The sequence below is a fragment of the Cellulosimicrobium sp. AB352 genome (assembly GCF_049538415.1).
GTDB classification, from domain to species: domain Bacteria; phylum Actinomycetota; class Actinomycetes; order Actinomycetales; family Cellulomonadaceae; genus Cellulosimicrobium; species Cellulosimicrobium funkei.
In genome coordinates this window covers 1-14,056 of the sequence record NZ_JBMVFX010000003.1, presented here as the reverse complement: position 1 = coordinate 14,056, position 14,056 = coordinate 1, and the positions used below count along the sequence as shown (strand labels likewise).

At 76.4% G+C, this 14,056-nt stretch carries 13 protein-coding genes; 1 reads left to right on the top strand and 12 read right to left on the bottom strand.

Annotation, left to right across the window (positions count from 1 at the left end; genetic code table 11):
* Positions 1-6: 6 nt before the first annotated feature.
* The 9 genes from ACPCUX_RS03020 to ACPCUX_RS02980 form a co-directional block, all read right to left on the bottom strand.
* A complete protein-coding gene (locus tag ACPCUX_RS03020) occupies positions 7-1,056 on the bottom strand; it encodes a hypothetical protein (protein ID WP_423388140.1) in 1,050 nt (349 codons plus the stop codon).
* A complete protein-coding gene (gene nadD / locus ACPCUX_RS03015; protein ID WP_031316993.1) occupies positions 1,049-1,654 on the bottom strand; it encodes a nicotinate-nucleotide adenylyltransferase in 606 nt (201 codons plus the stop codon). Before nadD ends, ACPCUX_RS03020 begins: the two co-directional genes overlap by 8 nt.
* Before the next feature lie 43 nt (positions 1,655-1,697).
* Complete coding sequence (locus tag ACPCUX_RS03010) at positions 1,698-1,853, bottom strand: hypothetical protein (RefSeq protein WP_021483496.1); 156 nt, start codon at positions 1,851-1,853, stop codon at positions 1,698-1,700.
* Between the two features lie 190 nt (positions 1,854-2,043).
* Entirely contained in the window at positions 2,044-3,408 is a 1,365-nt protein-coding gene (locus tag ACPCUX_RS03005) for a glutamate-5-semialdehyde dehydrogenase (protein WP_423388139.1), read from the bottom strand.
* Positions 3,409-3,461: 53 nt separating this feature from the next.
* Positions 3,462-4,589: a glutamate 5-kinase gene (proB, locus tag ACPCUX_RS03000; protein WP_034651801.1), complete on the bottom strand. Its 1,128-nt coding sequence runs from the start codon at positions 4,587-4,589 to the stop codon at positions 3,462-3,464.
* Positions 4,590-4,766: 177 nt separating this feature from the next.
* Complete coding sequence (gene obgE / locus ACPCUX_RS02995) at positions 4,767-6,287, bottom strand: GTPase ObgE (RefSeq protein ID WP_423388138.1); 1,521 nt, start codon at positions 6,285-6,287, stop codon at positions 4,767-4,769.
* Between the two features lie 141 nt (positions 6,288-6,428).
* The gene (gene rpmA, locus ACPCUX_RS02990; protein WP_021482383.1) at positions 6,429-6,686 is read right to left on the bottom strand and encodes a 50S ribosomal protein L27; all 258 of its coding nucleotides are present in this window, start codon (positions 6,684-6,686) and stop codon (positions 6,429-6,431) included.
* Between the two features lie 86 nt (positions 6,687-6,772).
* Positions 6,773-7,081: a 50S ribosomal protein L21 gene (gene rplU / locus ACPCUX_RS02985; protein WP_198285668.1), complete on the bottom strand. Its 309-nt coding sequence runs from the start codon at positions 7,079-7,081 to the stop codon at positions 6,773-6,775.
* 276 nt (positions 7,082-7,357) lie between these two features.
* Positions 7,358-7,564, bottom strand: coding sequence for a dodecin family protein (locus tag ACPCUX_RS02980; RefSeq protein ID WP_021482381.1), 207 nt, complete (start codon positions 7,562-7,564; stop codon positions 7,358-7,360).
* A 169-nt stretch (positions 7,565-7,733) separates the two neighbouring features.
* Here ACPCUX_RS02980 and ACPCUX_RS02975 point away from each other — a divergent pair, with 169 nt between their 5' ends.
* The gene (locus ACPCUX_RS02975; protein WP_085387663.1) at positions 7,734-8,366 is read left to right on the top strand and encodes a protein-L-isoaspartate O-methyltransferase family protein; all 633 of its coding nucleotides are present in this window, start codon (positions 7,734-7,736) and stop codon (positions 8,364-8,366) included.
* On the opposite strand, the gene ACPCUX_RS02970 is transcribed toward ACPCUX_RS02975, so the two are convergent.
* The 3 genes from ACPCUX_RS02970 to ACPCUX_RS02960 all read right to left on the bottom strand — a co-directional run.
* Entirely contained in the window at positions 8,309-9,034 is a 726-nt protein-coding gene (locus ACPCUX_RS02970; RefSeq protein ID WP_423388137.1) for a thymidine kinase, read from the bottom strand. The genes ACPCUX_RS02975 and ACPCUX_RS02970 overlap by 58 nt on opposite strands.
* Before the next feature lie 20 nt (positions 9,035-9,054).
* The gene (locus tag ACPCUX_RS02965) at positions 9,055-10,554 is read right to left on the bottom strand and encodes a 5'-nucleotidase (RefSeq protein WP_423388136.1); all 1,500 of its coding nucleotides are present in this window, start codon (positions 10,552-10,554) and stop codon (positions 9,055-9,057) included.
* A gap of 95 nt (positions 10,555-10,649) precedes the next feature.
* Positions 10,650-14,056 (bottom strand): Rne/Rng family ribonuclease (locus ACPCUX_RS02960; RefSeq protein WP_423388135.1); only part of this gene is annotated, 3,407 nt, incomplete at its 5' end.

Sequence of the window (14,056 nt, the reverse complement as noted above, 5' to 3'; positions counted from 1 at the left end):
GGCCGGTCAGCGGCCGGTGTCGAGGGTGCCGGGGTCGTCCCACGTCCGCACGGCGGCGGCCGAGGCGCTCGCGTCCTCCACGGCCAGGCCCGGGTCGTCGCGGGACACGAGCGTCCAGACGAGCAGGCCGAGGACGAACGCGACGGCGACGAGGATCAGGTAGTGCAGCCACGTGTACGACGGGCCCCGCCGCTCGTCCTCGAGGTCGTCGTCGTCCGACTCCTCGGGCTCGGCGGCACGACCGCGCACGCGGGGGAAGAGCTCGTCCGAGCCGCCGGCGGGAGCGGGTGCGGACTCCCGCACGCCGCCGAAGGGCGACGTCTGCTCGCGTTCCGCGCTCGCGGGCTCGGGCGCGGAGCCTGCCGTGATCGCGGACCACGGCAGGGCCGCGCCGCCCGCCTCGGCGGGCGGCGCAGGCGCGGGCGCGCGCTCGGGGGCAGGCGCGCGCGTCCCCGCCCAGGGGGAGGTCGCCGGAGCCGGCGCGGGCGTGCCGGGCGGGGCAGGGCTGGTGGGCGGAGCCGCGAACGCCGAGAGGCGCGGCGGCTGCGTCGCCTCGGGACGCGCGGTGCCCGCGCCCGCGGCGAGACCGCCGACCGGAGCCGACGGCGTCGCGGGGCGCACGGGGCCGGACGCACCCGGCACCGGGGGCCGCGGGGTCGCGGCGGGCGGACGCGAGGACGTGCGCGTGGGCACGACGGGCGTCGGGGCCGGGGGGCGGATCGCGACGCGCTCGGCCGTCTCCTGGACCGGCGTGAGGCGCCCGGTCTCGTCCAGGCCGCGCATGCCGCCCGAGGCGGCCGGGGGTCGCACGACCGACGGCTGTGCCGGGTGCTCTGCCGGGCCGGTCGTCTCGCGCAGGGTGCGGCGCGACGGCGGCGGGCCGGACGGCGCGGCCGGGCGCGCCGGCTGCTGCCAGCCGCCCGCACCCGGTGCCGGGGCGGGCGGGGGCGCGGCGCTCTGCGCGGACCGCTCGGCGGCGGCCGCCTGCTCGCGCTCGCGCATCTCGCGCCGGGTGAGCGGGCGGACGGGCTGCATGTTGCTGCCGTTGTCACTCATCGTGCTGACCTCGATACAAACCGTGCTTGGCGATGTACTGGACCACGCCGTCCGGAACCAGGTACCACACCGGCTGCCCGGCCTCCGCGCGCCGACGGCAGTCCGTCGACGAGATCGCGAGGGCGGGGACCTCGAGCGTCGTGACCACGCCCGGAGGCAGGCCCTCGACGCTCAGCTGGTGACCCGGGCGGGAGACAGCCACGAAGTGTGCCATCTTCCAGAGCTCGTCGGCATCCTTCCAGGTGAGGATCTGCTCGACGGCGTCCGCACCCGTGATGAAGAACAGCTCGGCGTCCGGTCGCGCGGCCCGCAGGTCGCGCAGCGTGTCGACCGTGTAGGTCAGCCCGGGCCGGTCCACGTCCACACGGCTCACCGTGAACCGCGGGTTCGACGCGGTCGCGATGACGGTCATGAGGTAGCGGTGCTCGGCCGGGCTGACGGTCTGGTGCTGCTTGAACGACGGCTTGCCCGTGGGGACGAAGACGACCTCGTCGAGGTCGAACCGCGCCGCGGCCTCGCTCGCGGCGACCAGGTGGCCGTGGTGGATGGGGTCGAACGTGCCACCCATCACCCCCAGGCGGGGCCGGCGCGGGCTCATCGACGCGTCATCGGTCGCGGGCGCTTCCGTCGTCCGGGGCGGGTCAGTGCCGCGTGCCGACGCTGCGGAACGCGTAGGTCACGAGCAGCAGGGCCACGAGCCCGCCGAACCCGAGCAGCCCGTACGCGAGCGGCGGGATGGGCAGGTGCGACGCGGCCTCGGCGCCTTCCTCGGCGGCCAGCACGACGGCAGAGATCACGACGTCCTCCTCGAAGGTCGTCCCCGGGCCGGACGGGCACGTGCCGCGGGCCGGGGTGGTGCGATGGAACGGTACGCCCGCCGGGACCGGCCCGACGGCGGACCGGACGGGCGCCGGTCGCCGACCAGTCTCTCACGACCGTCCGGGGACCTCGTCCGGCGGGTATCAGGTACCCGCCGGGGGCCGTGGGTCAGGGGCGGACGTGGCCGTCCCCGTGCACGACCCACTTCGTCGTCGTGAGCTCCGCGAGGCCCATGGGGCCGCGCGCGTGGAGCTTCTGGGTCGAGATGCCGATCTCCGCCCCGAGGCCGAACTGGCCGCCGTCGGTGAAGCGGGTCGAGGCGTTGACCATGATGGCGGCCGAGTCGAGCTCGGCGACGAAGCGCTCGGACGCCGCGAGGTCGCGCGTGACGATGGCCTCGGTGTGGCCCGACGTCCAGGTCCGCACGTGCTCGATGGCGGCGTCGAGGTCGTCGACGACGCGCACGGCGATCTCGGGCGCGAGATACTCGGTCGCCCAGTCCTCGTCCGTGGCCACGAGCACGTCGGTGCCCGCGGGCGCGAGGCCGGCCGTGCGGTCGTCGCCGTGCACGACGACGCCCGCCTCGGTGAGCGCGGCGAGCGCGGCGGGGAGGAACTCGGGGGCGGCCTCCGCGTGGACGAGGAGCGTCTCCGCGGCGTTGCAGACGCCCACGCGCTGCGTCTTGGCGTTGAGGAGGATCTCGAGCGCCATGGCCCGGTCCGCGCTCGCGTCGACGTACACGTGGACGTTGCCGACCCCGGTCTCGATGACGGGGACGGTCGACTCGCGCACGACGGTGCGGATGAGGTCCGCCCCGCCGCGCGGGACGAGGACGTCGACGAGACCCCGCGCGTGCATGAGCGCGACGGCGCCCGGGCGCCCGTGCCGGTCGATCGACTGCACGAGGTCGCCGGGCAGCCCCTGCGCCTCGAGCGCACGGGCCAGCACGCCGACGATCACCTCGTTGGAGCTCGCCGCCGCGGACCCGCCGCGCAGGATCACCGCGTTGCCGCTCTTGAGCGCGAGTCCCGCGGCGTCGACCGTCACGTTGGGGCGCGCCTCGTAGATCATGCCGACGACGCCCATGGGCACGCGCAGCTGGCGCAGGCGCAGGCCGTTCGGCAGGGTCGAGCCGCGCACGACCTCCCCCACCGGGTCCGGCAGGCCCGCGAGCGCGCGCAGCGCGTCGGCGATCGCGGCGACGCGCTGCGCGTCGAGCGCGAGCCGGTCGAGCAGCCCCTCGCTCATGCCGTTCGCGCGCTCACGCTCCAGGTCGACGGCGTTCGCGGCCACGATCTCGTCGGTCGCCGCGACGAGCGCGTCGGCGAGCGCGAGGAGCGCGGCGTCCTTCGTCGCGCGGGTCGCCGTCGCGAGCGTGCGCGACGCGACCTTGGCGCGGCGCGCGACGTCCTCGACGGCCGCCGCGACGTCGGTCGGAGCGTCGGTCGGAGTGTCGGTCGCGGCTGCGGCAGGACCGGCGGTCCCGGGCTCGGCGGCGCCCGCGACGACGGGCGCGTCCTCGGTGGTGGTCATGGTCCGAGCCTACGTCGGCGGCCGTCGCGCCGGGAGCGTCGTCCGGGCCGCGGTCAGCGCGCGCGCCGCCGCACGAGGACGAGGTCGTCGCGGTGCACGACCTCGCGGTCGTAGCCCTGGCCGAGCTCGGCCCGCAGCTCCGTGGTCGACCGGCCGAGGAGGTCCGGGATGTCGCGCGACTCGAACGCGACCAGGCCGCGGGCGACCACGCGCCCGTCGGACGTGACGAGCTCGACCGGGTCGCCGGCGTCGAACTCCCCCTCGACCGCGGTGATCCCCGCGGGCAGCAGCGAGGCGCGCCCACCCTGCACGGCCCGCACCGCGCCGTCGTCCAGCACGAGGCGGCCGCGCGTGCGGGCGGCGTGCGCGAGCCAGAGCCGACGGCGCGTCGTCCGCCTGCCCGTCGCGGCGAACCAGGTCCCGACGGGCTCGCCGGCGAGCGCGGCGGCGGCGTGCTGCGCCTTGGTGAGCACCACGGGGATGCCCGTGCCGGTCGCGATGGAGACCGACTCGAGCTTGGTGAGCATGCCGCCCGTGCCGACCGCGCTCCCCCGTCCCGTCACCTCGACGCCCTCGATGTCGGCCGGCGAGCGCACCTCGGCGATCCTGCGCGCGCCCGGGCGCGACGGCGGGCCGTCGTACAGGCCGTCGACGTCCGTGAGCAGGACCATGGCGTCGGCCCGCACGAGGTGGGAGACGAGCGCGGCGAGCCGGTCGTTGTCGCCGAAGCGGATCTCGTCGGTCGCGACGGCGTCGTTCTCGTTGACGACGGGCACGACGCCGAGGTCGAGCAGGCGCTCGAGCGAGCGCTGGGCGTTGCGGTAGTGCCCGCGACGCACCGTGTCCTCCGCGGTGAGCAGCACCTGCCCGACGCGCAGCCCGTGCGCCGCGAACGCCTCGGCGTACCGGGCGACGAGCATGCCCTGCCCGACCGACGCCGCGGCCTGCGCCGTCGCGAGGTCGCGCGGTCGGGTCGCGAGACCGAGAGGGCCGATCCCGGCGGCGATGGCGCCCGACGTGACCAGCACGACCTGGCCGCCGTCCGCGCGTCGGGCCGCGAGGACGTCGACGAGCGCCCGCAGGGCCGCGAGGTCGAGGTGGCCGTCGGCGCCCGTGAGCGACGACGAGCCGATCTTCACGACCACGCGGCGGGCGGAGGCGATCTCGGAGCGGGAGGACAGCGCGTTCACGCGCCCATCATCGCCGCCGGAGGGCCGCGGCCGCGCACGATTTCACGGACCAGGACGCCTGCGCCCGGGACCGGCCCGCTCCCGGGCCGCGCCGAGGACGTCCCGGGCACGGCCGAGGGCCCGGTCCCCACGGGAGCCGGGCCCTCGTCGGCTCGGACGACGCCGGGGTCAGTCGGACTCGGGGTCCGTCCAGGTGCCGGCCTGGCGCTCGGTCCACAGCTCGCGCCGCGCCTCCGCCTTGGCATCCATGCGCTCGTGGTGCTCGCGCCGCTTCTCGGAGCGCGTCGGGCGCAGGCTCTCGTCGAGGCGGTTGTCGGAGCCGCGCGGGCCGCCGAGCAGCTCGGAGCCCGACATGAGCGTCGGCTCCCAGTCGAAGACGACCGCGTTGACGTCGCTGCCGATGCGCACCTCGTCGCCCGCGACGGCGCCCGCCTCGAACAGCTTCTCCTCGACGCCCAGGCGCGCGAGACGGTCCGCGAGGTAGCCCACGGCCTCGTCGTTGGAGAAGTCCGTCTGGCGCACCCAGCGCTCCGGCTTGGCGCCGCGCACCTCGAACCAGTAGTCGGTCGCCCCGCCCTTGCGCTTGACCGTGAACCCGGCCTCGTCGACCGCGCGCGGCCGCAGCACGACGCGCGTCGGCTCGGGGGCGGGCGCCTCGGCGCGCGCCTTCTCCACGAGCTCCCCGAGCGCGTACGTCAGCGGGCGCAGGCCCTCGTGGCTCGCGGTCGAGATCTCGAACACCCGCAGGCCGCGCGCCTCGAGGTCCGGCTTGACGAGCTCGGCCAGGTCGCGCGCCTCGGGGACGTCGATCTTGTTGAGGACGACGAGGCGCGGACGCTCGGTGAGCGGCACCCGCCCGCCCTCGATCTCGAGGTCCTGCGCGTAGGCGGCGAGCTCGGCCTCGATGACGTCGAGGTCGCTGATCGGGTCCCGGCCGGGCTCGAGCGTCGCGCAGTCGAGCACGTGCACGATCACCGCGGTGCGCTCGATGTGGCGCAGGAACTCCAGGCCGAGGCCCTTGCCCTCGCTCGCGCCCGGGATGAGGCCCGGGACGTCCGCGACGGTGAAGCGCGCCGAGCCGGCCTGCACGACGCCCAGGTTGGGCACGAGCGTCGTGAACGGGTAGTCGGCGATCTTGGGCCGCGCCGCGGAGATGGCGGCGACGAGCGACGACTTGCCCGCGCTCGGGTACCCGACGAGCGCGACGTCCGCGATGGTCTTCAGCTCGAGGACGACGTCCCGCTCCTCGCCCGGCTCGCCGAGCAGGGCGAAGCCCGGTGCCTTGCGGCGCGGGGACGAGAGCGCCGCGTTGCCGAGACCGCCGCGGCCGCCCTCGGCCACGACGTACTCGGCACCTTCGCCGACGAGGTCGGCGAGCACCGTGCCGTCGGGGGACTTGACGACCGTGCCGTCCGGGACGCGCAGGACGAGGTCCTCGCCGTTGGCGCCGTCGCGGTCGTCACCCATGCCTTGGGTGCCCGACGTCGCGTGGCGGTGCGGCGAGTGGTGGTACTCGAGGAGCGTCGTGGTCTGGGAGTCGACGACGAGGCGGACGGTGCCGCCGTCACCTCCGTTGCCGCCGTCGGGGCCGGCGAGCGGCTTGAACTTCTCGCGCCGGACCGAGGCGCACCCGTTCCCCCCGTCGCCGCCGGAGACGTGCAGGACGACACGGTCGACGAAGCTGGCCATGGAGGGATCCTCTCAGAGGTGGGTCGTGCGGTGCCGCGGTCGCGGCGGGTGGTGCCGCCCGTGGGGACGGGCGCCGGAAACGGCAGGAGGGGCGCACCGCGTCGGTGCGCCCCTCCTGCTCGAAGCCTCTGTGGCTGTCGCTCAGCCCTCGGCGGAGACGATGTCGACGACCTTGCGGCCGCGACGGGTGCCGAACTGGACCGCGCCGGCGGCCAGGGCGAACAGCGTGTCGTCCTTGCCGCGGCCGACGTTCTCACCGGGGTGGAAGTGGGTGCCGCGCTGGCGGACGATGATCTCGCCCGACTTGACGACCTGCCCGCCGAAGCGCTTCACGCCGAGGCGCTGGGCGTTGGAGTCGCGACCGTTGCGCGAGGAGCTCGCGCCCTTCTTGTGTGCCATGACGAACCTGCTTTCGTGCTGGTCTGCTGAGGGAGGGTGCCGTCGGCGCGGCGCGGCTCGGGGCCGCTAGCTCGCGCCGGGCGAGATCACTTGATGCCGGTGACCTTGAGGCGGGTCAGCTGCTGACGGTGACCCTGACGACGGCGGTAACCGGTCTTGTTCTTGTACCGCAGGATCGTGATCTTCGGACCCTTCTCGTCCCGCACGACCTCGGCGGTGACCTTGACCTTCGCGAGCTTCGCCGCGTCGGTGGTCACCTTCTCCCCGTCCACCAGCAGGAGAGCGGGCAGCTCGAGGGACTCACCGGCCTTGGCGGACACCCGGTCCACCACGACGATGTCGCCGACGGAAACCTTCTCCTGACGGCCACCGGCCTTGACGATCGCGTACACCACGTTGCTGCTCATCTCTCCTAGTCTTGGCGTGCTCGTCACGGCGAGTTCGTCTTGGAGACTCCGACCACGCCGCGGCGTGCGAGTGCGAGTCGTCCGTGGGCACACGGGACCGGCGCGCCTGGGCGCGCCGACGTCCAAGATTACGGACCGCAGGGCGTCCTGGTCAAATGGCGCGCACGGACCCCGGCGCGGGCGACCGCTCCGGGGCGCGTGGCAGGTGTCGCACCGAGGACCGCGGACGGCGGCGCCTCCGCGCGACGAGGCCGCCGGCCGACCCTACTCGAGGACGAACGTGACCTCCAGCACGACCTGCCAGGCCGTGATGCGGCCGTCGGCCACGTCGACCTTCTGCTCCTTGACCCACGCGCCCGAGACGTTGCGCAGCGTGCTCGCGGCGCGCTCGACGCCGATCCGCACGGCGTCCTCGAAGCTCGTGTCCGACCGCGCGCTGATGTGCGTGATCCGTGCCACCGTTCCGCTCATGCCGGCTCCCCGGTCCAGGGCGGGCGCACCGATGCGCCCGCGCACCCGTCGAGCATCCCGCCGTCCCCGCGGCCGCGCCACCGGGCGCCTCCCGCTCGGGGCTCCCGGTTCGGCTCACCCGGGCGCGCGGGTAGGCCGTCGTGCCTACGCTGGCCGTGGAGGTGGTCGCATGCGCCCCGCGGTCCCGCCCGACGCCGAGCGCCGGGACGACGCCGTCGCCGCGGCGATGCGCACGGTCGACCGCCGCGGCTTCCTCCCCCGCGCGCAGCGGCGCTGGGCCGCGCAGGACCGACCGCTCGCCATCGGCCACGGCCAGACCAGCTCGCAGCCGTCGACGGTGGCCGCGATGCTGCGCCTGCTCGACGTCGTCCCGGGCGCCCGGGTGCTCGACGTCGGCGCCGGGTCGGGCTGGACGACGGCGCTGCTCGCCCGGCTCGTCGGCCCGACGGGACGCGTGCTGGGCGTCGAGCGCCACGCCGACCTCGCCGCGTGGGGCGCGGCGAACCTCGCCGCGGTGCGCGCGCCGTGGGCGCGCCTCGTCCTCGCGACGCCCGGCGTCCTCGGCACGCCGGGCGAGCAGTACGACCGGGTGCTCGTGTCCGCCGCCGCCGAGGCCCTCCCCCGCGCCCTCGTCGACCAGCTCGTGCCCGGCGGGCGCCTGGTCGTCCCCGTGCGGCACACGATGCTCGTCGTCGTGCGCGACCCCGACGCCCCGGACGGGGTGCGGGTGAGCGAGCACGGCTCCTACTCGTTCGTCCCGCTCGTCGAGGACCCGGCGGGACCGGCCTCGCCACAGTCCTGACGGCGCCACGGGGCTCCTGGCAGGTGCGCCCGGCAGCGCGCCTCGTAGCTCTCGGCGCCGCCCACGTGCGCGGCGACCGGCGCGAGCGGGTCGCCGGCCCCGCGGCCGTCGGGCTCCGGCTCCCGGACGACGCGCACGTGGAACGCGGCGTCCTCGCCGCACACGGCGCACACCGCCGTGAGCTTGTCGACCCGCTCGGCGAGCGCGGCGAGCGCGGGCAGGGGTTCGAAGGGCCGCCCGTCGAACGTGACGTCGAGCCCGGCGACGACCACGACGAGCCCGTCGTCGGCGAGCCGCTGGACGACGTCGACGAGCTCCGGCCCGAAGAAGTGCGCCTCGTCGACGGCGACCAGGTCGAGCGGCCCGGCGCCGCGGACGATCCGCTCGAGGTCGTGCGCGTCGCGGGCGGTGCGCGAGGGGATCGCGAGACCCGAGTGCGAGCTCACCGTGCCAGTGCCGCGCCGGGTGTCGAGGACGTGCCCGACCACCTCGACGCGGCGCCCCGCGACCTCCGCGCGCCGGACCCGGCGCAGGAGCTCCTCCGTCTTGCCGGCGAACATCGGGCCGCACACGACCTCGACGCGCCCGCCGGGGCGGGGCGTCCGGAGCGCTGCGTCAGCGCCCCCGGGAACGGTCCCGGGGACGCCCGGGCGTGCCGCGTCGCTCATGCGAGCAGTGAACCACCGGCTCAGTGGTGGCGCGCGCCGCCGTTCGACGACGGCCGGACGGGCAGCGGCTTCGGCTCCCCGGCGGGGCCGAGGACGGAGACGCGGTCGGGGGCGCCGGGCCGCGCGTCCCGGCGGCTGAGGAGCGTCGTGCCGGACGGGGCGGGGGTACCCGCGTCGGTCGGTGCGTCGACCTGCTCGTCGCCGGACGCCGCCGGGGACGCGGCGTCGGCCCGGGCGTCGGGAGCGGGTGCCGTCCTCTCCCCCTCGGGCGCGGGCGTCGGCTCGGCCGTCGACACCCCCGCCGCGATCCCGGCGAGCCCGGGCCCGCCGATCCCCGGGACGGACCGGACGAGCGGGAGCTCGCGCGTCCCGGTGCCCGACGCACGGCCGCCCTCCGCGGTGCGCTCGCCCGCCGGGTCGGGCGTCGGCCGCTCCCCCGCCGGGTCGTGGGCCGGCCGCTCGTCGTCCGCGTCGCGCTCCGCCGACGCGCCGGGCGCGGGCGGGGTGGCTGCCTCCCGGCGACCGGGTGCGGGCGGCGCGACGTCGGCCGCACGCGTCGGCCGCGCGTCGAGGGCCGGGTCGGCCGGCAGGACGCCGCGGTTCAGCTCGCCGTACGGCACGTGGACCGACGGCGCGACCCGGCGCGCCGCCTCGACCACGGCACGCTGGTCGTCGAAGAAGATGTGCGGCCGCAGCACCTCGAGCACGCCACCCTTGTCCACGCCCCCGAGGAAGAACGCGTCGTCGACCGTCACGCCCCACGAGGAGAGCGTCGCGACCGCGCGCTCGTGCGCCGGGGCCGAGCGGGCCGTGACGAGCGAGACGTGCACGCGCGGCCGGTAGGACGGGTCGGTCGCGTGCCGCTCGCGCTCGACGACCTGCACGCGGTGGATGCCGACGAGGAGCTCGCGCAGCGGCCCCCGGCCGAGCGGCACGTCGGCGTTGAGCGCCTCGTGCTCGCGGAACGACGCGAGCCCGCCGTCCTGGTAGCGGCGCTCCGAGGAGTCGTCGGCGAGGACGCCGTCGAAGTCGAACGCGATGCGCAGCTCGTCGCCCTCCTCGTCGGCGAACGTCGGGTCGAGCACGTACCCCGCGGGCAGGCCCAGGTCGACGGCGTCGCGTACGGAGCGCTCGTCGGCCGAGAGGAAGAGGTCCACGTGCAGGGGACGGATGAACTCGTGCGGGCTGCGCCCCTGGCGGAAGACGGCGCGCGTGATGTCGAGGTCGTGGTGCCGCACGGAGCGCATGACGCGCAGGCCGGTCTCCGGGGAGTTGCGGGACATGACGATGACCTCGACGAGCGGGTCGTCGGCGGAGGGCGCGAGGTCGTTGAGCGCGAGCAGGCGGCGCACGAACCCGAAGGCGACGCCGGGGGCCAGCGCGTCGTCGCGGTGGCGCTCCTGGAAGTCGCGGTACGCCGCCTCCCCCTGCGTGCGGAACACGCGGTCGGACTCGGTGAGGTCGAACAGTGCGGACGAGGCGACGCCGACGACGAGGCGGCCCGAGAGGTCGTAACCCATGCGCGCATGATGCCAGGTGCGGGTGACGTGCACGAAGACCGCCCGGGGACGCGGCAGGGGCGAGGGTCCGCAGACCCCCGCCCCTGCCGCACCGCTCAGCTCTCGGTGGGCTCCGACCCGCTGTCGTCGCCCGCCGTGGGCGCCGAGCCGTCCGCCGGTGCTTCGGCGCCGTCGTGCTCGTGGGCGTGCGCCGCGGCCGCCGCGATCGTCGCGAGCGTGGCCTTGACCGCGGCCCGCGCCTCCGACGTGACCTCCGGCAGGACCGGGACGGCGGGCTGCGGGAGGGTGATCCCGGTGTCCTTCGGCGCCGAGGCGCCCGAGCCGGAACCGCGCTTGCGGCGCGACCGCGAGCGGCCGCCCTCGGCGGGCTCGTCGGCGGCGCCGCCGCCCCCGTTGCCCCCGGCGTTCCCGTTGCCGTTGCCGTGGTTGCCGTGGTCGTGGCCGCCGCGGTTGCCGCCCGACTTCTCGATCGGGTCGGTGTGCACGATGAACCCGCGCCCGTGGCAGTGCTCGCACGTCTCGCTGAACGCCTCGACGAGGCCCTGACCCACGCGCTTGCGCGTCATCTGGACGAGGCCCAGCGACGTGACCTCCGCGACCTGGTGCTTGGTCCGGTCCCGGCCCAAGCACTCGACGAGGCGGCGCAGCACGAGGTCGCGGTTCGACTCGAGCACCATGTCGATGAAGTCGATGACGATGATGCCGCCGATGTCGCGCAGCCGGAGCTGGCGGACGATCTCCTCGGCCGCCTCCAGGTTGTTGCGCGTCACCGTCTCCTCGAGCGTGCCGCCAGAGCCGGTGAACTTGCCGGTGTTGACGTCGACGACGGTCATCGCCTCGGTGCGGTCGATGACCAGCGACCCGCCCGAGGGCAGCCAGACCTTGCGGTCCATGCCCTTGGCGAGCTGCTCGTCGACGCGGTGCACCGTGAAGACGTCCTGCGTGCCCGTCCACTTCGAGACGCGCTCGCGCAGGTCGGGCGCGAGCTCCTCGACGTACGTCGAGATCTCCGACCACGCCCCGTCGCCCTCGACGACGAGCGAGCTGAAGTCGTCGTTGAAGATGTCGCGGACGACGCGGATCGCGAGGTCCGGCTCGCCCTGGAGCAGGGCGGGTGCCGACGCGCTCTTCGACTTCTTCTCGATGGCCTCCCACTGGCCGCGCAGGCGCTCGACGTCGGCGCGCAGCTCCTCCTCGCTCGCGCCCTCGGCGGCGGTGCGCACGATGACGCCCGCGCCGTCGGGCACGACCTCCTTGAGGATCTTCTTCAGGCGGTTGCGCTCGGTGTCGGGGAGCTTGCGGCTGATGCCGGTCATGCCGCCGCCAGGGACGAACACGAGGTAGCGGCCTGCGAGCGTGATCTGCGACGTGAGGCGTGCGCCCTTGTGCCCGATCGGGTCCTTGGTGACCTGCACGAGCACGGAGTCGCCCGACTTGAGCGCCTGCTCGATGCGGCGCGGCTGACCCTCGAGCCCGGCCGCGTCCCAGTTCACCTCGCCCGCGTACAGGACGGCGTTGCGGCCCTTGCCGACGTCGATGAACGCGGCCTCCATGCTGGGCAGCACGTTCTGGACGCGGCCCAGGTACACGTTGCCCGCCATCGACGCCTGCGACTGCTGCGAGACGTAGTGCTCGACGAGCACGCCGTCCTCGAGCACGGCGATCTGCGTGCGGCCGCCGCGCTCGCGCACGACCATCGACCGCTCGACCGACTCGCGGCGCGCGAGGAACTCCGCCTCGGTGATGATCTGGCGACGACGACCCGCGTCGCGGCCCTCGCGGCGGCGCTGGCGCTTGGCCTCGAGCCGCGTGGAGCCCTTGAGCGCGGTGACCTCGTCGGCCAGGCTGCGCTCGCGCGGGCGGGAGCGCGTCGTGGTCGTCTCGCCCTCGCCCCGGCTCCCGCGGCGACGACGGCGACGGCGGCGGCTGCCGCCCGCCTCGTCCTCGCCCTGCCCGTCCCCGGCCTCGTGGTCGGTCTCCTCGGCGTCGGCCAGCGCGGCCGCGTCGGCCGGCTCGTCGTCCTGCGCCGACGGCGAGGCGTCGTCCTCGTCCTGGTCGCGCTCCTGCTCGCGGTCCTGGTCACGTCCCCCGTCCGGACGACCGCGACGCCCGCGGCCACCACGACGGCGGCGGCGGCGCGGGCCGGAGTCGGCGTCGGCGTCGGCCTCGTCGGTCGCAGGCTGCTCGTCGGGCTCCTCCGCCTCGTCGAGCTCGACGAAGTCCTCCGGCCCGAACGCGTCCTCGGGCACCTCGACGCCCTCGGCGACGAGCTCGGACTCGATGGCCTCGATCTCCTCGACCGCGGCCGCGTCCTCGCCCGTGAGGACGAGCTCGGTGGCGGCGAGCTCCTCGACGGGGGTCGACGGCTCAGCCGTCTGCGACTCGGTCGTGCGCGACTCGGCCGTGCGGGACGCGGGCGCCGAGGCCCTGCGGCCGCGACGGCCGCGGGTCCCGGTGGCGGGCTCGGGCGTCGCCGTCGGCTCCGTCGTCGCGACCGGCTCCGTCGTCGCGACCGGCTCCGTCGTCGCGACCGGCTCCGTCGTTGTGGGTGCCGGGGCGGCGGGCTCGACGTGGCGCGGCGGCCCGGCCGGGCTCTGCGCGCGACGCGGACGGCGCGGCGCGGCGGCCGGGTCGGGCGCCTGGAAGAGCAGGGCGGTCGTCGCGAGGCGCGGGGTGCTGGTCCCCGCTCCCGTCGCGGCGGGCGACGCCGGGCCGCCGGCCGGGGCCGACGACGCGGCAGCGGCCGGGGCCTCGGGCGCGGCGGTCGTCTCGGGTGCCGCCTCGGCAGCAGGCTTCGAGGTGGCGCGGCGCGAGCGGCGCGCCGGCTTCTTCGCGGGTTCCGCGGACGCCGGCGCCTCTGCCTCGGCGGGCGTCGGCTCGGCGGCGGACGGCGCGTCGGCCACCGCCGGGGCAGCAGCCTCGGCGGCCGGGACTGCGGGCTCGGCGGTCGGGGCTGCGGGCTCGGCGGTCGGGGCCGTTGCCGCGGAGGTCGCGCGGCGCGACCGGCGCGCGGGCTTCTTCGCGGCGGGTGCCTCGACGGGCTCGGCCGTCGTCGGCGCGCCGGACGGCGCGGTGTCTGCGGCCGGGGCGTCCGGCTCGGCGACCGGCGCGGCCTCGACGGCCGGAGCCTGCGCGGTCGTGCGCGTCGCCCGGGTGCGCTTCGCGCGGCGCGGCGCGTCGGCCGCGCCCAGCAGGGCGTCGGCGTCGGGCGCCACCGTGGCGGCCGGGGCCTGCTCGGCGGCGGGCGGTGCGCTGAGGCCGAACTCGGAGAGGACGTCGAGCGGCGCGTCGCCGGCCGGGGCCTTCGCCTTCTTGCCGCCACCCTGGGCGCGGCGCGGCGCGCGGGCGCGCGGGGCGGGCTCTGCCACCACCGGCTCCGCCACGGCGTCGGCGGCCGCGGGGCTCGCGTCTGCCGGGACGTCGGCCGGGGCGGACGCAGCGGGAGCCGCGTCGGCCGCCGGAGCGGCGACGGACGGCGTGGTGCGGGTCGCGCGACGCGAGC